The sequence below is a fragment of the Streptomyces massasporeus genome, from assembly GCF_014648995.1.
GTDB classification, from domain to species: domain Bacteria; phylum Actinomycetota; class Actinomycetes; order Streptomycetales; family Streptomycetaceae; genus Streptomyces; species Streptomyces massasporeus.
In genome coordinates, this window is sequence record NZ_BMSE01000015.1 from 1 (window position 1) to 17,722 (window position 17,722).

The following is a 17,722-nucleotide window of genomic DNA, read 5'->3' on the forward strand; positions in this document are numbered from 1 at the left end:
CGCCGCGTCGGTGAGGTCGAAGCGCTCCAGCAGCTCGGCGGCGACGCGGCGTCCCTCGCGTTTGGGCAGGTGGTGCAGGTCCGCCATGAGGAGCATGTTCTCCTCGCCGGTGATCAGGCCGTCGACCGCGGAGAACTGACCGGTCACCCCGATCGCGGCCCGGACCCCGTCCGGTGACGTGGCGATGTCGTGGCCCGCGACCTGTGCGTGTCCGCCGTCGGCTGTGATGAGGGTGGAGAGGATCTTCACGGCGGTGGTCTTGCCGGCGCCGTTCGGCCCGAGCAACGCGAACACGGACCCGGCCGGAATGTGGAGATCGAGGCCGTCGAGGACGGTCTTGTCGCCGTACGACTTGCGCAGACCCACGGCGGAGACGGCGGGAGCCGACGCGTGTCCCTGGCTGGATGTGGACATGACAGATGAAGGCATGAAGCCCTCCCGTTCGAAGGCTGAAGTGGACTAGGGGTGGCGCCGGTTGAGGGGCGTGATGCTCAGGCCTTGGCGCGACGGATGTCGATGTTGCCGTGCTTGGTGCGGGCGCGGACTCTGACGGTGTCCTCGGTCTTCTCCGGGGCGTCGGACGTGGTGAGCGTGTTGCGCACCTGTCCGGAGACCGAGCTGACGTCGAGCCAGGCGGTCGTGCCCTCGCGGACGCCGATGTCGATGGCGCCGTAGCTGGTCTCCAACTGGACGGTCCCGCGGGCCACTTCGCCCACACGCAGGGTGCCGTGGGCGGTGGTGGCGGTGATCGCGTCCTCGGCGCGCCGGATCTCGATGTCACCGTTGGCGCCGCTGACCCGCAGTTCGCCGGTCGCGACGTCGACGGTCGTGGTGCCGTGCGAGTTCTTCAGGACGGCGGGGCCGTCGACGAGGCCGACGCGCAGACTGCCGGAACTGGTGGTGATCTCGGCCGGGCCGTCGACCCGGTCCACGGTGATCGAGCCGTGGGACGCGGTCAGCTTCAGCGGGCCGGTCGCGTCGAACCGTACGTCGCCGGACGAGGTCTTCACGCGGACCTCGCCGAGCCGTCCCTCACCGAGCACCTGGGTCCAGGAGCCGGTCGTGTCGACGTGGGAGCCCGTGGGCAGTTCGACCGTCACATCGACGGTGCCGGTGCGACCGAACAGGCTGGACTTGGGCGTCCTGACGGTCAGTGCGCCGCCCGTGTACGTGACCTCGGTCTGGTCGGCCGCCCGTACGTCCAGGTCCTTCTTCCGGTCCCGGGGGCGTACCTCGACGACGGTGTCGACGCGGTCGCCCGCGGTGAACTGGATGGACCCGGCCTCCACGTGGGCCGTGGCGGAGATGGGTTCAGGAGTGTCGAAAGAAGGCATGGCTGTCCCGTCCTCTTGGGTCTTCGGAACGTCCCCGCTGGTGGGACGTGGTGTCGTGAGGTGCTGTGGGTGAGGTGCCGCGAGCCGCCGGTCGCGGTCAGCGAACCCAGCCCGTGAAGCTCTGTCCGAGGCTCTGGGTCTTCTCCGCCGTGCGCGGCCGGGTGCCGCCGTCGACCGCGGCCGACACGGCGCGGACCAGCCACGCGTTGACGGAGAGGCCCTCGCGGGCCGCGGCCTCCTCGGCCCGGGCCTTGAGGTGGGCCGGCAGGCGCAGATTGACGCGGGCGGTGCCGCCCTCGTCGGCGTCGGCCGGAGTCGGGGCCCTGAGCGGTTCGACGGGCGCCGACGGCTCCGCGGAGGCGCCACCGTAGGTCGGTGGCGGTGTCACCACGAAGTCGGGGTCGAGGCCGCGCAGGCGTACGTCGACCGAACCGGGGGCGAGCTCACGGGTGATCTCGTCCATTGCGGCGGAGAGCACGTTGAGCATGGTCAGCCGGGTCGCCGACTCCAGGGGAGCGGTGAGCCTCTCGGCCAGCTCTCGCGCTTCGTCGCCACCGGCTTCGGCGGCCACCGCGAGTTCGCGGCGAAGGGTCTCGACGTACGGGGTGAGGTCCATGGCGTCATCATGGCACCACTATGGCGCCACATGCAAGACTCTGTGGTTCTCCTGTAGGTCGCGACCTTGCGGCGAGCCCTCCTACCTGCACAAATGTGATGGTGGCATCTTGAGGCATTGTGATGTCACTGTCTTGGTGGTGCCCACATGGGTGTGAGATGGCGCCATGTGGCACCACATGGTGCCACGCGGTGGGCGGGCACACTGATCGGCCCCGCCCGGTGGTGATCGCCCGGCGGGGCCGAATGCTGGAACGGACGCGGCGCACGGGATGCCCGCGCCCTTCGTCGTCAACTGCTCGCGGCAGCGGTCACCGTCGCGGGATCCACCCCGGTCAGTTCGACGATGCGGTGCGGTGCCACACCGGCAGCCAGTGCTCGACCGATCAGGCCGTCCCGCCCGTCGGCAGAGTCACGGTAGGCGAGCAGTTCCTCCTCGACCCGGGCCAGCGGCTCCGGCACCAGGTGGTGGCGGAGGCGGACCAGTTCCTCCTCGCTCAGCGGAACGGGCAGTCGTTCCGCACCCTCGGGCACGGCCGCCCTCTCCTCCGGCGGGAGCAGGCGCAGGTGCGGTGAGGTCGGCGTGCTTCCCTGGGCGTCGAGCCACGCGCGCACGGCGGGAGTCTCCATGCAGGCGAGTTCACCGACGGCGGCCGGCACCACGCCGAGCTGCGCGGACGCGTCGTCGAGCAGGAACAAATAGGCGTCGTCGGTCATCCTCGGCTCCTTCGCAACAGGGTGTTGGTCGACATCCCTTACCCCGCCGCGCCCGGATTAGCGCCGAGGCCACGGCACTCGATCGGGGGAGACGGCACGGCGCCGGGTCTCGGTGATGTGCGTGTCGATGCACCTGGCGAGGGTGAGTGCGTCCTTGGGCTCATCAGCCTGGAAGGTGACGCGGCGCAGCAGGACGACCCCGTCGAGGGCGATGCTTTCGCGGGCGAGCACGAAGATCAGTGCGAGGAAGGCGGACCGGGCGTTGCCGTCGTCGAACGGATGGAAGAAGCAGACGTCGAGGTAGGCGCGTGCGGCGCGAGCGGTCAGGGGGAGCAGCCGTGCTGCGTCGTATGCGCTCTCGGCCAGGCAGGCATCCAGGCGGGCTCGGATGTCCGGGGCGATGCCGTAGCGCTCCCGGCCGCCCTTCGCGAAGGCCGGACGGCTGCGCAGGGGCGGCGCCTGTGAGGTGCCCAGGACGTGCCGCTGCCAGCGCTGCAGTAGCTCGAAGTCGAGGCGGGCGTGGCGCCCGGCGTCATCCCGCAGCAGTTCCAGGGCGGTGAGCAGACCGTCGGCCCGCGCCGGGTCGAGGGCGCCGTCGAAGCCGCGGATGTCCTCGGCCACGCCGTCCTGACGCGGGGTCACCGGTCCCTCCGCGCCGCTGTCCGGGGCCTGCTGCCACGGCACGCTCTCGCGCACCGCGAGCCAGCGCTCGAGGTGGTCCGGGAGCGGCTCGGCGGACCGCGCCCGGTCCGCCGGCCGCAGGGACCCCGCGAGCCGCTCCGCGACATCGTCGACCAGCGCGGCGTCAGGGCCGGTCCAGCTCAGGAACCGCCCCCACCGATCGCCTGCTCGACCAGTTCCTCCGTGACGTCGGGTGCGACGGCCCAGCGGTCGAGGAACCAGGTGAGCACCTGGCGGCAGTGCCCGTGCCAGCCGCTGCCGCACCCGGTGCGGTCGGTGACCTGGAGGATGAGGTTGCGGGCCGCGCGGTCCCACATCAGCCGGTCGTCCTCCACGGTCTCCAGATCCAGCGGGTACGCGTCGATCCATCCGGCGAGACTCTCCAGCCACCCGCGCCCTTCGCACAGCGCCGCGACCACGCGGGTGAGCGTCTCCTCGGGAGTGGTGATCGAATCGCGCGGGCGGCACCAGTGTCCGACGGGCCCTCCGCCGAAGTCCCCTTCGTCGTGCGACCAGCGGAAGCCCGCAGCCCAACGGCCGTACTGCTCCACCAGCGCCTGCGACATGGCATCGGCCCACAACCGTGCCTCGCCCCAGCTCCAGGCGCCCATCGCCGGATCGGCGAAGGGGACGTCCGGCCTGCGCGGCACGCACCGGGCCGGGCCGGGCGAGCGGACCACCCGCGCTGCCGACGCCGCGTCGAAGGGGTGGCGGGCCGGATCCACCTCGTCCCAGCCAGGAAACCCAGGGGTCAGCTCACGTATCACCGCGCAAGCCTGCGTGTCCGACCCAGCCCGATCAAGCGAATTGCCACCGAGCCGGTCAGCGCGTACCGCCGCTCAGGATCCGGCGCCGGCCGTCTCGCAGCCGGCCGCGCCGGCCGTCCCGGTTTCCGGGGCGACGTCCCAGGGGCGGGGGCCGGTGCCGTCCGTCCACGCCTCCAGGGTCTCCCCGTTCACGCACAGGATCCCGCACTGCTCGGCGTACTCCAGCGCGGGCGCGGTGAAGTCACTGGTGGTGACGAGTACGGCGACGTCGGCTTCGTGCACGGTGAAGCATGTGCCGCCGAAACGCTGGAGATCCTGGGATCCGACCCGGTGGGACTCGTCGTAGCGCTTGCACTGGACGATGATCCGGCGCCCGTCGGGCGTCACCGCCAGGACATCGGCGCCCAGGTCACCGGCGCCGCCCACGACCTCGACGTCGGAGCAGCCGTCGCGTTCGCAGAGCGCGGCGATCGCCTCCTCGAACTCCTCCGGAGTCAGGGCGGCGTGGTCGAACTCCTCCGACGCTCGGCCGTCGTGGTCGACCTCCTCCGGAGTCAGGGCGTCGTAGTCGACCGCCACGGCCCCTACCGCCGACCGCCTACGGGAACCCGCGGAAGCCTCCAGCTGTTCGGCCGCTTCCCTGGCCGCCTCGTCGAGCGCGGCCGCGGCCTGACGCGCCACTCCCGCCACGCGCCACCTGCGCCGCAGGCCCAGACAGCCTGCGACACCTATCAGGACCAGCACGAACACCCAGGCCGGACGGCGCTCCAGAGCGCCCGCCGCCACGCGGGCGGCGAGACCCAGGGCGCACACGACCGCCGCGAGGAACACGAAGAACAGGGTGGTCGACCGAAGGTCGAACCGGTATCGGTGGCGCTTCACAAACGCCGTACGAGGCGCAGGCACTGTCACGACATCCCCCCTCTTGGGACAACAGCAAGATCACTCCCACCGTCTGCCCAAGATCAACGCCTTCACCGCTCCGGCCGTCGTCACCGTTCTCTGATGCGCCACCACCACCAACGCCCCGCGGTCCACTCGCTCGCCCAACCCGGGTCCGGGAGGGTGCGGCGCTCGAACTCCGCGTCGATACGCGCCACCAGGCGGCCGAGATCCACGCGGGCCCCTCCGGGCAGATACCGCAGGACCTCGTCCAGGTCGTCCCGACCGTCCTCGATCTCGATGCCGGGACTCTCGTACGGGCCACTCAGATAGCGCCCCGGCTCTGCGAAGGCCCCATCGAAGCGGCTGAGAGCGACAGCGACGGCGTCGGGCCACAGATGCTCGGCCTCAACACGCCGAATTGCGGCCCGAGTTCGAGCCGACACGGAGGGAATCCGGCGAACCGGCAGGTGCTTGGGTGGCCGCCACCGCTCGGAGCGGACGACCTTCGGACGCCTACGCGGCATTGCCCTTTCGGATCAGAATCATGTCGCCATTCTGACACGGCCGATGCCTCGGTGAGCTGTCCCGAAGCGCCCGCCGGACGCCTGGCATGATCGATGAGTGATCAGTGAAGGCGGGCGGCCGGGCCGCATGAAGTACGTCTTGTTCGACGTCGACGGCACGCTGATCGACGCGGTGAGCAACCAGCGTCGGGTCTGGGCAACATGGGCGCAGCGGTACGGGCTGGATCCGGACGAGGTCTACCGGGTGGCGCTGCGGACGCGACCGATGGAGACGTTCGCTCAGGTCGCCGCGGACCGTGATGCGCGTGAATGCCTGGCCGTGCTGCATGAGTTGGAGGACGAGGACGTTCGGTCCGGCGTCTATACGGCCTTCGACGGTGCTTCTGAATTGCTGGGCAATCTGCCGCCGGGGGCTTGGGCGTTGGTGACGTCGAACTACGAGCACCGGGTGCGCGGCCGCTTCCTGCGGACCGGCCTGCCGGTGCCGGACGTGATCGTGGACGCGGCCGCTGTCGAGGAGGGCAAGCCCTCTCCCATGCCCTATCTGCGGGCCGCCGCTCGGCTGGGCGCCGAGCCCGGACACTGCCTCGTGATCGAGGACGCACCTTCCGGAGTGCGATCGGGGCTGCGCGCCGGAATGACGGTGTGGGGCGTGAACGCCCCTGACCCGGTGGAGGGTGTCCACCGCCACTTCCTCAGTCTGCGTGAGGCGGCCCCGCACATCCTGGCCCGCATGAGCGACTCGGAGGAGACTGCCGCAGTCTGAGCGTGTCCCCCAGGTTTTCGGTCAGTCGATCAGTACGCCCGGGTTGAGGATGTGATGCGGGTCCAGGGCGTCTTTGGCGGCGCGCAGCGCCAGCGCGAAAGGCTCGGGGCGCTGGAGGTCGTAGCCGGGGCGGTGGTCCCGGCCGACGGCGTGGTGGTGGGTGATCGTGGCGCGGTGGCGGCGCAAGACGTCGCTCGCGACGGCCTTGATGTCGTCCCAGATGCCGACCTCTTCGCCGGGGCGGCCGGCGACGGCCACGGTGAAGTAGGGCGCGGCACCGTCGGGATAGACGTGCGTCAGGCGGCAGTTGACGGTGGCCGGGTGTCCGGTGGCCTTGAGGGCGACGGAGCCGACCTCGGTGCGGACGGCATCGATCAAGGCCGGGATCCTGTCCCAGGTGGCCGCTGTCTCGAAGGTGTCGACGATGGCCCCCATGCGGGCCAGGCCGTCGCGCAGATACGGCATGCGCAGGAAGGCCGAACGCCAGGCGCTCACCGCCGCGTCGGCCGGGACGTCTCCGTCGGCCGGGGTGGTGCCCGCGTTCGCCGTCGGCGCTCCGACCCGGCCCCCATGAGCCCGCGCCAGCTCCAGGGCGCTCGCGAGGCGGTCGTCGACACGACCGGTGGCGGACTCGAACCCCAGCACCAGGACGGAGGAGCCGTCCTGCGAAGCGCCGGACAGCAGAGCCTCGCCGGGATCGAGCAGGCGGCAGTTGGCGGGGGACAGGTCGGACTGGGCGATGCCCCGCACCGCCTCCAGCGCGCCCGGGAAGTCTGCGAACGCCACCGACGCCGACGCCTTGTGGCGCGGACGTTCCTGCAAGCGCATCCACGCCTCGGTGATGACACCGAGCGCACCCTCGGAGCCGAGGAACAGGCGGTCCGGTGACGGCCCGGCACCGGATGCGGGCAGTCGGAGGGACGTGCTCGATCCGGCGGGCGTGACCACCCGCAGCGACTGTACGAAGTCGTCGATGTGGGTGCGGCCGGTGGCGTAGTGGCCCCCGGCCCGGGTGGCCAGCCAGCCGCCGAGGGTGGAGAACTCGAAGCTCTGCGGGAAGTGGCGCAGGGTGAGACCGTGGGGCCGCACCTGCTCCTCCAGTACGGGGCCGAGTGCCCCGGCCTGGATACGGGCCGAGCGACTGACGGTGTCGATCTCCAGGACCCGGTCCATCGACGTCAGGTCCAGCGACAGCACGGCACGGTGGGTGTCGCCGCGGTACTCCACGCCGCCGACCACCGAGGAGCCGCCCCCGAAGGGGATGACGGCCACGCCCTGCCCGCCGGCCCAGTCCAGCAGGTCGGCCACCTCCCGGTCGTCGGTCGGGCGGGCGACCAGGTCGGGGATCCGGCCCGGCCTGCCGCGCAGGGCCCGGATGATGTCGCGGTAGGCCTTGCCCATGGCGTGGGCGGCGCGCACCTCGGGATCGGTGCTGACGAGGTGCGCCAGCGAGGACGGGGGTGTCACCCCGGGGCGGGCGATCGCCAGGTCGGCGACCCGGGGGATCGGCAAGGGGCGGGCCAGGGTGCCCGGCAACAGAGCGCCCATCGCGACGCATTCGGCGTCGTCCGGGTGGGAGTCGGCGTAGCCCCAGCCCCACCACGAGCGAGTGCGGGAGGCGCCGTGACCGGAAGGCGAGGCGGGCATACGTGTGCTCCCAGCAAGGTCCGGTGAATTTACCCTACGGAAAATTACCGTAGGGTAATATGAAGGGCATGACAACACCCTCCTCGAAGGCCGGTACCAAGGGGGTCCCCAGGGCCGCCCGCGAACGACAGGTCCTGGCGGTGGCCACCGAGGAGTTCGGCCGCCGTGGCTACGAGGCCACCACCGTGGCCTCCGTCGCCACCCGGGTCGGCGTCACCAAACCCCTGCTCCACCACTACTTCGGCAGCAAGCAGGACCTTTACCTCGCCTGCCTGAACCCCGTGGGCGACCGTCTCCTGCACGCCATCCGCACCGCCATGGCCGAACCCGCCTCCGCGTCCCGACCCACCGCCCTGCGTGTGCTGCACGCCCTGTTCACCGCGCTCGACGGGCAGCGCGAGGCGTGGTTCGTCCTCTACGACGCCACGCTGCCGCCCGACAGCGACGCCGCCCACCGCGCGGCGTACTACCGCCGCGCCATCGACGACCTCGCCGCGACCGGCACCGCCGACCTCCTGCGGACGGCCGGATCCGGCGACCCGCTGGACGCGGACGCCCTCACCTACGCGTGGCGCGGTCTGTGCACCGCACTGGTCCGCTGGTGGGTCAACCACCCCGACCAGTCGCCCGAAGCCATGACACAGCGCTGTGCGCGACTCTTCGCGGCCGGCCGCACCCTCCTCGCCACCGACGACGAGATCGCCTGAGCGGCCGGCCGAACCGCCCTCGCCGGGCACCTACTTGCGGTCGCGCAGAAAGGCGGGGATCTCGTCGCGGGTCGGATGGTTCGGCAGGGGCGCCGGCTTGTCCCGGAGGAACGCGGTGACGACGGCGGCGGCACGGTCGTTGTTGTCGTCCAGGCCGTTCCACATGTGGTGTCCGACGCCGGGCATGACCTGCGTCCGCCGGACGGCGGGGTCGTGGGCGAGGATCTCGGTCGCCCATCGACGGACCTGCGAGGAGCACTCGGCGATCATCAGCATCGCCGGGACCCGGGACTGCCCCAGTCGCCGTGCGATGGAGGGCGAGTCCTTGATCGTCTGCTGGACGCGGAGGCTGGCGGCGGGACTGAAGGAGAAGGTGCGCGCTGTGTCCTCGGTGGGAATGCGGTGTGCGTCGCGCGCGCAGTAGGCGGAGGCCGTGTCGCTGCCGAGATCCGCGGCGGTGAAGGCGTTGTCGCCCTCGGCCTGTCCGATCAACCCGGTGTCAGGGGTGAGGAGTCCGAGCCGCATGAGGCCGAATGCCACGGCGTACCGGGGGACATGGGTCGATCGCGGTCCGGTCACGGCCGGTGCGAGACCCCGGGCGGACTTGCGTCCCTTTGGTCCGGCCATGCGTGCGGTAGGGCCGTCCATGGGGCCGGGGTCGGCGATGATCGCCCGGTGCAGGCGTGCGGCGACGCCCGGATCGGCCAGGGCCCGGGTGAGCACGACCCCGCCCGAGGAGAATCCGAGAACGTCGGCCTTGCCCTTGCCCAGGCGGTCGACGAAGGCCGCCAGGTCACGGACCGACCTGGAGATCGTGTACTGGCCCATGGGGAGCAGGTCGCTTCGCCCGGCGCCGGCCGGCTCGTAGGCGTAGACGTCGTGGCCCTGGCGTGCCAGGAGTTGCAGGAAGCGGTGGTCGAGCACCGAGATGCCGCGGACCGGCCCGCCGTTGAGGTACACGAGCGGGACGGGATGCCGGGGGCCCCGGTCGGCGGGCGGGTAGTGGTACACAGCGACCCTGCTGCCTGTCGCGAGACTCCAGTGCTGTGTCGCCACGAACGGCAGGGCCGGCGGGGGCTGCCGGGTCGTCGCCACGGTCGGGACGCAGACCGTGGCCGTCAGCGCCGCCGCGACGACCACCGGCACGAACGGCACGAGCCGCGCCGGCCAACCGCGGCGCCGCGCCCGCCACATCGCGAGGGCGGCCCCGACGGCAACGGTCGTCGACCATGCCGCAAGCCCTGAACCCGCCCCGTCTGTCAGGGCGATCAGCCCGACGAAGGCGACGACCAGGGCCACGACGCCGGCCAAGGCCAGAGCTAAGCGCCCGGCGACGCGGGCGAGACGTATGACGGATATGGGCATGGCAGACCTCCGACGGCTTCATAACGCTGTTTCAAAACGACGTTATCAGAGGCGGTAGGCTGTCGGTCGTGGGTAGGCCGAGAACGAACGACGAGGCAGTCAAAGAGCGGCTCGTGGTGTGCGCGACCGAGATGCTCGCGACGGGTCCCCGGGAGTCGGTGACGGTCCGTGCCGTGGCCGCCGCCGCCGAGACGTCGACAACGGCGGTGTACTCCCTGTTCGGTGGCAAGGACGGGTTGATCGGTGCGGTGCGGGACAGAGCCGTCGCCGGACTGTTCCAGGACGTGTCGGCGGTGCCGGCGTCCGAGGACCCGCTGGCCGATCTCTACGCGCTGGCCGTCGCCTACCGCCGCTGGGGGCGAGGCCACAGTCACCTGTACACGGTGCTGTTCGGCGGTGTGCAGTCCTTCGACCCGTCGGGGGAGGTCGGCGTCGACGACCCGATCCGCCCGCTCCTGACGGCGATCGACCGCGCCGTGACGGAGTCCGTCCTCGCCGGTGAAGCGACGTCGATCGCCCTGTCGATGTGGGCGGCCATGCACGGACTCGTGACGCTCGAACTGGCCGGGGCCCTCGACGCGGCCACCGCGGATTCCGCGTTCAGGTCGACGATGCACGCCGTCCTGCGCGGATGGACGACCCCCGCGGTGTTCAGCGGCCTTCGCAGGGCCGAAGCCGCGTCATGACGCGGCGGACGCACGCGCGCCCGTGCCTGATGTTCGGTGCCGTCAGGCGGTGCGGCGGATCAGGAGTACGTGGTCGGTGACTTCGGCGGTGCTCCCGTCCGGGCCGGTCGCGATCCGGCGGGGTGCGTCGGCCCGCTCGACCGTCCAGGTCGCCGGGTTCAGATCGATGCCGGCGGCGACCTCCAGCGGGCTCGGGTACCGGAGGTCGGGATCCTGGTTCCACGACCATGGCGCGGTCGAGCCGTGGTCGACGACCAGCAACCGTCCGTCGGGCCGCAGCGCATGAGCGGCCGTTCGCAGGACGGTCGAGCGGTCCAGACCGAAGGGGGTGTGCAGGAAGTGGGCGCACACCAGGTCGAACGCGCCGGACGGGAAGGACTCCTGCACGTCGTGCCGCTCCGCGAGGACTCGGTCGGCCAGGGCGTGGGCGCGAGCGAGGGCGGTCAGCCGCTCGACCGCCACCGCCGAGATGTCGACCGCGGTGACACGCCACCCCTGCCCGGCGAGCCACAACGCGTCGCCGCCCTCGCCGCATCCGAGGTCCAGCGCCTCACCGGGTGACAGGCCGAGCCCCGTCACCGCCTCGGTGAGGCGAGCGTTGGGGCGGGGGCCGTCGGCCGCGGGGCGGCCCGCGTAGACGTCGTCCCAGAACGTGACCGCATCGGTGCTGCTCATCAGGCCTCCATGTGTCGGTGTGCCCTCAGTCTTGCCAGGACCCGTACGGCTCGGCACGGGATGTTGCGGTTACGGCAAAAGGTCTCCGCGGTCGAGCAACGGCTGCGCCCCCGGCCGACGGGATGTCCGTCGGCCGGGGGGCGTGACCGTCATCGGGGGAGGGGGCGTGGTGCCGCCCCCCCCGGCTCCTCGGTGCTACGGCCGCCATGGGGGGAGGTGCTGTGATGCCGCCCCGCCCCTCGGTGGTACCGCCGTCATCGGGCTCGGTGCGCGATGCCCGGCGCGGGGCGTCAGTTCGCGAAGGGGACGGCGTCGGCGGGGTCGGCGTGCCAGTTCGTGGCGACGGGCCGGTCGACCGTGGCGGTGTCGGGGAGGGCCAGGGTGACGGCGTTGGTCTCGTCGCCCGCGACGGACAGGTGGAGGAAGTCGAACTCCTTACCGAAGTCGTTGTTCGTGGTCTTGGGGTTGATGCCGGCGTAGGCGGCGGTGGAGCCGGACAGGGTGACCCTGTCACTGACCGCGTGCTCGGCGGGCGCCACCTCGGTGTCGGCGGAGGAGCCGAAGGACGCGGAGGGGAAGACGCCCTCCAGGTAGCAGGTGACGCCGGACTTGGCCTTGGCCGTGACGAGGTAGTAGCCGCCCGCCTGCGTCTTCAGAGTGACCTTGAAGCTCAGGTCCTTGGTTGCGCAGGCCCGCACGGTGGCGCTTCGGCTGTCGGCCGTGGCCGTGGCCGTGCCGGCCGCGGTGGCGGTGACGGCCACCGCCGCGACTGCGGCGAGGGCGAGGCGGGCGGAGGGGGCGGCAAAGCGCGAACGCATCGAGATCTCCATGCTGCGAAGTGGACTGTCCAGCGAGCTGCTTGGACGACCTCAGCCTCTTCCGCGATCTGTCCCACCCGCTACACAAGGCGGTCACTTCGGGACGCCGGAACGCTGAAACGGGTGCTGACCAGCACAGACACGGACTGCCTGGAACGGCATGCCGGGATGCGGAGTGCGTACGGGGTCGGGTCGGCGCCCGTTCGGCAGCTCAGGGCGCGATGCCCACCGAGGGCAGCCGGCTCCACATCTTCTCCTGGTGGGCCGAGAGGGCCGGCCAGTCCAGACCGTCGGGGCGCGGGTTCACGCGTGTGGCGTACGGAGCGGGCGTGAAGGCCGGCTTGTAGAAACAACCCGTGCCGTACGAGGAGTCGAACGTGGGGCAGGAGGACGCGATCGAGGCCGGGGTGGGCTTCTTCCCGCTGCGGACCCAAGCGTCCAGTGACGAGATCGAATTGGCGTACTCGGACGTGCTCAGCCCGCTGTGCTCGTGCTCGTCGGTGAAGGTCTGCACGAGGTGCTTGTCGCGTTTGGCGCCGCGCAGGCCGGCCCGGTAGGCGGCCTCGTGCTCGACGAACGCCGTCGGATCGTCGATCGCGTGGAGGGTGAGGACGGGGATCGAGACCCTCCCGGTGATGTCGCTGTCGTAGGAGAGGTCCCGCACCGCCGTGGGGTCCCCGGAGAAGCGCTCGACGCCCGCGTTGAGAGCGGCGTCGTCATGGGAGCCGGAGTAGACGACCCCCTTGTTGGAGAAGGGGTTCCGCCCGCCCAGCCGGTTGTGCACGATGTCGCGGAACGTGAACGTGGCGAACCTGAGGTGCGATTCAAGAGTCCGTTCCGGGATTTTGGTGACGGCGAGGATGTCGTCGAGGTTGCGCTGTTGCAGGGCGGTGCGCTCCTCGGGCGGGGACGAGAAGCCGGTGCACTCCTGGAGCCGGGCGCGCAGGCCGGTCGTCGTCATCGTCGAACCCGCGCGCAGCCCCATCCACAACGGATACTGCGCCTCGGACGCCCGCGGGTGGTTCCGGCAGTAGTACTGATAGACCACGCGCAGGTCCACCCGGTAGTCGTAGCCGCGGGAGCCGCCGCCGAGGACGCCGTTGGTGAGCAGCGCGCCGTCGTACGGGCCGTGCTTCTCGGAGCCGTAGATCTCGATGGTCTTCGCGGCGACGTTTCCGCCCCACGACTGGCCGTGGATGTACGTCCGCTTCGGCTTGTGGAACTGCTTGACGAAGAGGCGGCGCAGGCTCTCCGTGTCGGCCGCGGCCATCCTGGTTCCGCAGCCGCCGCGGCGATAGGAGGAGCCGGCCCACGCGTAACCCTGCTCCACCATGACCGACCAGCGTTCCAGGTCGCCGATGCTGCGCTCGGGATCGGATTCCTCGCCCAGGTCCGGTCCGCCGTGTGCGTGCACGACCAGAGAGCCGTTCCACTTCTCGGGAACGGCGATCGCGTAGTAGGCGCCGTCTGCGCTCTGCCCGGTGTAACAGGTCGCCGAGTCCTCGAGGCTCGCCGGACACTCGGCGGGCGCCGGCTCCTGGGCAGCCGCGGCAGGCGCGGAAAGTACGGATACGGCAAGGCCGGCGGCAACGACGGCGGGAAACACGGACCTGAGGCGTCCGTTCCGGGAAGGTCTCGGCGGCACTCTCATCCGGCGCTCTCCTTGTTCCTCCTGGCGCGTCCCTCACGCGGAGGGCTCGATGCTAGGGGCGCCTCCGCAAGCAACTGAATGCCGCCGCAATTGAATTCATATTGGTCGAGGGGGCGTGCTCGGCGATCCCGGAACAAGCCCTGGCCGGCTCGCAGCCCGCATCGGGCGACCGCGCTGACTGCGGGCCTCAGGGCCAGGTGTGGTCACCGACCAGCGGCCAGCACTGCCGCGAGGCCTTCTCGCAGATCCTTGACGAAGTACTCGGGAACCTCCAGCGACGGGAAATGTCCCCCGGATTCGGGTGACCCCCATCGGACGATCTGTCGGTATCGCTCCTGTGCCCAAGCGCGTGGACACTTCTCGACGTCGCGGGGATACATGGTGATTGCCGACGGGACGTCGACCCGGAGTTCGGGATCGAGCGAGTTGTGGCTTTCGTAGTAGATGCGGGCCGCCGACGCGCCGGTCCGCGTCAGCCAGTACAGGGTGACGTCGTCGAGAACACGGTCCCTGGAAAGGGTCTCGAACGGGCTGTCCTCCGTGTCCGACCACTCGGCGAACTTGTCGAGGAGCCAGGCGAGAAGACCGACCGGTGAGTCGACGAGCGAGTAGCCGATGGTCTGCGGTCGCGTCGCCTGCTGTTTCGCGTACGCGGCGCGATGGCGCCAGAAGTCGCGGGTCTCCTCGGCCCATGTGCGCTCGACCGCTGTCAGCCCGTCCATCGTCAATCCGGGCGGTCCCTCCGCGAACGTCGTGTGGATGCCGAGAACGTGCGCCGGGAACCTGCCGCCGAGAACCGTCGTGATATTGCCTCCCCAGTCGCCGCCGTGGGCTGCGAACGTGTCGTAGCCGAGCCTTCCCATGAGTTCCACCCATGCGGCCGCGATCTTTTCCGTTCCCCACCCGGTGGTGGCGGGCTTGTCGCTGTAACCGAAGCCCGGCAGCGAGGGAACCACGACGTGGAACGCCGGGGCATCTGGGTCTTTCGGATCCGCCAGCTCGTCCACTACATCGACGAATTCGGCAATGCTGCCCGGCCAGCCGTGCGTCAAGATCACAGGAGTGGCATCCGCGCGCGCGGATCGGCGGTGCAGGAAGTGGATTCCCAGATCATCGATGGTCGTGCGGAACTGGCCGATGTCATTGAGGCGTTCCTCGAACGCCCGCCAGTCGTAGCCGGTGCGCCAGTAGTGCACGACGTCGACGAGGTCGTCGAGCGGAACGCCCTGTTCCCATCGGGGAGGACCGCACGCGGGGCGACGGACCGTCTCGGGCTCCGGTAGTCGCGCCGCGGTCAGCCGCGCGCGCAGATCGTCGAGATCGGCGTCGGATGCGTGGGTTTCGCATGCGTGCACGTCGCCGGGCATGGGACCTCCTGGTCGTCGTGGGACCGGCTCGGACCTGCTGAGAACCGTCTAAGGTGGTTCTAGCATGTCTCGATGTCGGCCTGCAACCGGCTAAGGTGGTTCCATGCATGATCGGTTCCCTGACTTCCGCCTCGGCAAGGTGCTGGCGACCAGCTTCACGGCGACCTTGACCGAGCGTCGCGGAGACCCTGTGGAACGTATTCCGGTGCCTCGACGACTCGTCGACTGGCTGGCGGTGAGCGGCCTCGCCGTGCAGTCCTGCACCACCGCCCAGCTCGAACTGGCCAGGGAACTCAGGGAATCAATTCACGCCGTCCTGACAGCGACCGCGAGCCAGGAAGATCTCCCTGCATCTGCGGTACAGGTCATCAACGCCTGCAGCGCTCAGGGTCGGGCCGCGGCCATCCTGACGCCCGAGGGCAATCGGCAATGGCGACTCAGCTCGCCTTCCTGCGTGGAGGATGCCCTGGGTGTCATCGCCGCCGACGCGATCAGCATCGTCGCGGGCGAACGCGACGGAAAATTGGCCTTGTGCGCATCGCCAACCTGCCGAGCGGCCTTTTTCGACACCAGCCAAAGTCGTTCCCGCAAATGGTGTGAAATGAACACGTGCGGGAATCGCCAGAAGAAGGCGCGCTTCAACGCCAACAAGCGCCCCTGACGGCTCCCGGAGCCGTGGCTTGATCAGGCTCGCTCAGATCATCGTTCTGGGACTCGGTCCCGCTGACTCATCGCGGTGACGAGGGTGGAGGAGATGTGAGCCAGGTCGGGGTCGGCGGCCAGTTCGCGGTTCATGCGGGCCATGGGCATTTCGTGGTCCAGGTCGTGAACGCCGCAACTCCGCGGACGACGACGTCGATTCCGGCTCCGTGGCAGTAGTCGACCAGGGCGGTGTGGGAGTCGACCGTGACGTTGCTCAGACCGGTTGCCGCGGCGCGGAGCCGGTCCAGCCGTTCCGTGATGGGCAAGCGACCGGTCTTGTTCGCATGGAACATCACGCACACGACGACCTCGTCGAACAGGAGGGCAGCGCGCCGCAATACGTCCTGGTGCCCTTGAGTGACAGGGTCGAAGGATCCTGGGAAGAGGGCCCGCATGATCGGAAAGGCCAGCGGCGGCCTCCTGTGGTGAAGTGCCAGGGCGGCCAACCGCCGGGATGGATCCGTGAGGTCTTTCAGCGTTGCCGCTCCAGAATGAGCACGGCCGCGGAGATTGACGACATTCGATTCGGACTGCACCGGGACTTGCGGAAGATCCGCCAGGACCTCAGTCGTGCGACGCCGCGTTCGACCGGTGCCCGTGCCGTGGCCAGCGCTCGGCTGATGGTTTGCTGGGTCGGGGTGAGGTCACGGCCCGGCGGGCGTCTGAGGGGTGTTGTCACCCATGGGCCGGCTCCCATGTAGGCGCGGTCGGCGAGGATCGGGACGCCCTGGCGTTCACAGATCCGGATGATCCGGTGGGCGCGGGCCGCAGTGAGATCGTGCGCGCGGCCGGGCATCGTCGGCGAGATCCACAGCAGCCGCCCGGCGGGGTCGGTCACCACCTGCACGTTCACCCCGTGTCGGCGGTGCTCGTGGGGGTAGTCGGCCAGGCTGTCGCCGACCCGGTCGCACTCGGCAAGGGTGCCGTCGAGCAGGACGTAGTCCGGGTCCGTCTCGCGCACAGCACGCAGCAGGCCGGGAGCCCGGTCGGCGAGCAGGTCGACGACGGCTGTCGTGTGGGCGTGGGCTGTGCCGACGGAGATGCCGAACCCGGCAGCGAGCTGGGCGACGGTGTCGTGCCGGCGCAGGTACACCAGGCCGACCAGGGCACGCTGATGCGGTGGGAGCTTGCAGCGGCGGTCACCCTTGCGGGTGACGATGAGCATGGTGACCCAATCGACCAGGGTGTGAGGCAGGTCGAGTGCGGGAGAATACGGATCCAACGCGGCTCCTGTGCCTGTGGGTTGAGACTTCGAACGCCTCCCTCAAGGGCACGGGAGCCTCGTGCGTTGCGCAAGGGCTCTCCGACACCAAGTCGCTCCGACAATAGGCCGCCGACGCGGGCATGACGATCACCACGCGAATGGTGAAGACTGGATGGATGCGACCTCACGCCCCTGGCGGACTCCTGTTCGTAGCGCTCGGTCTCATCCTTGTCGCCGCCGGCTACGTTTGGAGGGGACGTGTCCTGCGTCCCCTCTCGGCGAAACGGGCCCAGGCAGCCGTGATCCGGGACCGTTCCAGAAACCTGCTGCGCTCTGCGGACATGGCAATCGCCGGAGCGCGCCGCCGGGCCGCACACGACGAACCGGCCATCGTCACGGTCGGAGACGTGACCAGGGTGGCGCGCCAGCACTACGGGTACCTCTTCGTGGAGCGCGAAGAAGCAGCTGCCGCCCTCCGCCAGCGCTATGAGGCTGCCGACTGCCGGGTGGACTGCATGACCGACGCCTTCAACTGACTGCCTCCCCGGCAAGTGCTTGACGCCAGAGGCGCCGGAGCTGTCACCTGATAGGTGGTCACGCTGAAAATGCTC

Annotated in this window: 21 protein-coding genes; 5 read left to right on the plus strand and 16 right to left on the minus strand. The window is 70.3% G+C overall.

Translation table 11 applies throughout. The features are described 5' to 3' along the window. The 8 genes from IE153_RS28025 to IE153_RS28055 all read right to left on the minus strand — a co-directional run. The coding region (locus tag IE153_RS28025) for an ATP-binding cassette domain-containing protein (protein ID WP_438817940.1) at positions 1-414 on the minus strand (414 nt) is incomplete at its 3' end. Positions 415-491: 77 nt separating this feature from the next. Beyond that, entirely contained in the window at positions 492-1,334 is an 843-nt protein-coding gene (locus IE153_RS28030) for a DUF4097 family beta strand repeat-containing protein (protein WP_189592581.1), read from the minus strand. A gap of 97 nt (positions 1,335-1,431) precedes the next feature. Beyond that, the gene (locus IE153_RS28035; RefSeq protein WP_189592582.1) at positions 1,432-1,950 is read right to left on the minus strand and encodes a toxin-antitoxin system HicB family antitoxin; all 519 of its coding nucleotides are present in this window, start codon (positions 1,948-1,950) and stop codon (positions 1,432-1,434) included. 290 nt (positions 1,951-2,240) lie between these two features. Then, on the minus strand, positions 2,241-2,666 hold the full coding sequence (locus IE153_RS28040) for a DUF6003 family protein (RefSeq protein WP_189592583.1): 426 nt from the start codon (positions 2,664-2,666) through the stop codon (positions 2,241-2,243). Positions 2,667-2,723: 57 nt separating this feature from the next. Then, positions 2,724-3,308 carry a Fic family protein gene (locus IE153_RS41820; protein ID WP_229829205.1) on the minus strand — a complete coding sequence of 195 codons (585 nt, stop codon included), beginning with the start codon at positions 3,306-3,308 and terminating at the stop codon, positions 2,724-2,726. A gap of 179 nt (positions 3,309-3,487) precedes the next feature. Beyond that, complete coding sequence (locus IE153_RS41825) at positions 3,488-4,114, minus strand: hypothetical protein (RefSeq protein ID WP_229829206.1); 627 nt, start codon at positions 4,112-4,114, stop codon at positions 3,488-3,490. Positions 4,115-4,186: 72 nt separating this feature from the next. Further along, positions 4,187-5,026 (minus strand): restriction endonuclease, encoded by an 840-nt coding sequence (locus IE153_RS28050; RefSeq protein WP_189592584.1) that lies wholly within the window; start codon positions 5,024-5,026, stop codon positions 4,187-4,189. Positions 5,027-5,106: 80 nt separating this feature from the next. After that, positions 5,107-5,442: a hypothetical protein gene (locus IE153_RS28055; protein ID WP_229829208.1), complete on the minus strand. Its 336-nt coding sequence runs from the start codon at positions 5,440-5,442 to the stop codon at positions 5,107-5,109. Between the two features lie 208 nt (positions 5,443-5,650). Here IE153_RS28055 and IE153_RS28060 point away from each other — a divergent pair, with 208 nt between their 5' ends. Continuing rightward, positions 5,651-6,289, plus strand: coding sequence for an HAD family hydrolase (locus IE153_RS28060; RefSeq protein ID WP_189592756.1), 639 nt, complete (start codon positions 5,651-5,653; stop codon positions 6,287-6,289). A 21-nt stretch (positions 6,290-6,310) separates the two neighbouring features. On the opposite strand, the gene IE153_RS28065 is transcribed toward IE153_RS28060, so the two are convergent. After that, complete coding sequence (locus tag IE153_RS28065; protein ID WP_189592585.1) at positions 6,311-7,936, minus strand: FAD-binding oxidoreductase; 1,626 nt, start codon at positions 7,934-7,936, stop codon at positions 6,311-6,313. A gap of 68 nt (positions 7,937-8,004) precedes the next feature. Here IE153_RS28065 and IE153_RS28070 point away from each other — a divergent pair, with 68 nt between their 5' ends. Next, the gene (locus IE153_RS28070) at positions 8,005-8,643 is read left to right on the plus strand and encodes a TetR/AcrR family transcriptional regulator (protein ID WP_189592586.1); all 639 of its coding nucleotides are present in this window, start codon (positions 8,005-8,007) and stop codon (positions 8,641-8,643) included. Between the two features lie 30 nt (positions 8,644-8,673). Here the strand turns inward: IE153_RS28070 and IE153_RS28075 are convergent, their stop codons facing one another. Further along, positions 8,674-10,008 carry an alpha/beta fold hydrolase gene (locus IE153_RS28075; protein WP_189592587.1) on the minus strand — a complete coding sequence of 445 codons (1,335 nt, stop codon included), beginning with the start codon at positions 10,006-10,008 and terminating at the stop codon, positions 8,674-8,676. A gap of 68 nt (positions 10,009-10,076) precedes the next feature. Here IE153_RS28075 and IE153_RS28080 point away from each other — a divergent pair, with 68 nt between their 5' ends. Next, positions 10,077-10,694 carry a TetR/AcrR family transcriptional regulator gene (locus IE153_RS28080; RefSeq protein WP_189592588.1) on the plus strand — a complete coding sequence of 206 codons (618 nt, stop codon included), beginning with the start codon at positions 10,077-10,079 and terminating at the stop codon, positions 10,692-10,694. Positions 10,695-10,736: 42 nt separating this feature from the next. On the opposite strand, the gene IE153_RS28085 is transcribed toward IE153_RS28080, so the two are convergent. The 4 genes from IE153_RS28085 to IE153_RS28100 form a co-directional block, all read right to left on the minus strand. After that, complete coding sequence (locus IE153_RS28085) at positions 10,737-11,369, minus strand: class I SAM-dependent methyltransferase (protein WP_189592589.1); 633 nt, start codon at positions 11,367-11,369, stop codon at positions 10,737-10,739. 290 nt (positions 11,370-11,659) lie between these two features. After that, positions 11,660-12,187, minus strand: a complete 528-nt coding sequence (locus tag IE153_RS28090) for a DUF4232 domain-containing protein (RefSeq protein ID WP_189592590.1) — start codon at positions 12,185-12,187, stop codon at positions 11,660-11,662. Positions 12,188-12,398: 211 nt separating this feature from the next. Further along, positions 12,399-13,838 (minus strand): hypothetical protein, encoded by a 1,440-nt coding sequence (locus IE153_RS28095; RefSeq protein WP_189592591.1) that lies wholly within the window; start codon positions 13,836-13,838, stop codon positions 12,399-12,401. 203 nt (positions 13,839-14,041) lie between these two features. Further along, positions 14,042-15,205, minus strand: a complete 1,164-nt coding sequence (locus tag IE153_RS28100) for an epoxide hydrolase family protein (protein WP_189592592.1) — start codon at positions 15,203-15,205, stop codon at positions 14,042-14,044. A gap of 103 nt (positions 15,206-15,308) precedes the next feature. Between IE153_RS28100 and IE153_RS28105 the strand changes: the two genes are divergently transcribed. Continuing rightward, positions 15,309-15,866, plus strand: coding sequence for a CGNR zinc finger domain-containing protein (locus tag IE153_RS28105; RefSeq protein WP_189592593.1), 558 nt, complete (start codon positions 15,309-15,311; stop codon positions 15,864-15,866). A 130-nt stretch (positions 15,867-15,996) separates the two neighbouring features. On the opposite strand, the gene IE153_RS28110 is transcribed toward IE153_RS28105, so the two are convergent. Both IE153_RS28110 and IE153_RS28115 read right to left on the minus strand, forming a co-directional pair. After that, positions 15,997-16,302: an adenylyltransferase/cytidyltransferase family protein gene (locus IE153_RS28110; protein ID WP_229829240.1), complete on the minus strand. Its 306-nt coding sequence runs from the start codon at positions 16,300-16,302 to the stop codon at positions 15,997-15,999. Between the two features lie 77 nt (positions 16,303-16,379). After that, positions 16,380-17,129, minus strand: coding sequence for a transposase family protein (locus tag IE153_RS28115; protein ID WP_189592595.1), 750 nt, complete (start codon positions 17,127-17,129; stop codon positions 16,380-16,382). Positions 17,130-17,452: 323 nt separating this feature from the next. Between IE153_RS28115 and IE153_RS41830 the strand changes: the two genes are divergently transcribed. Next, a complete protein-coding gene (locus tag IE153_RS41830) occupies positions 17,453-17,647 on the plus strand; it encodes a hypothetical protein (protein WP_229829210.1) in 195 nt (64 codons plus the stop codon). Positions 17,648-17,722 lie beyond the last annotated feature (75 nt).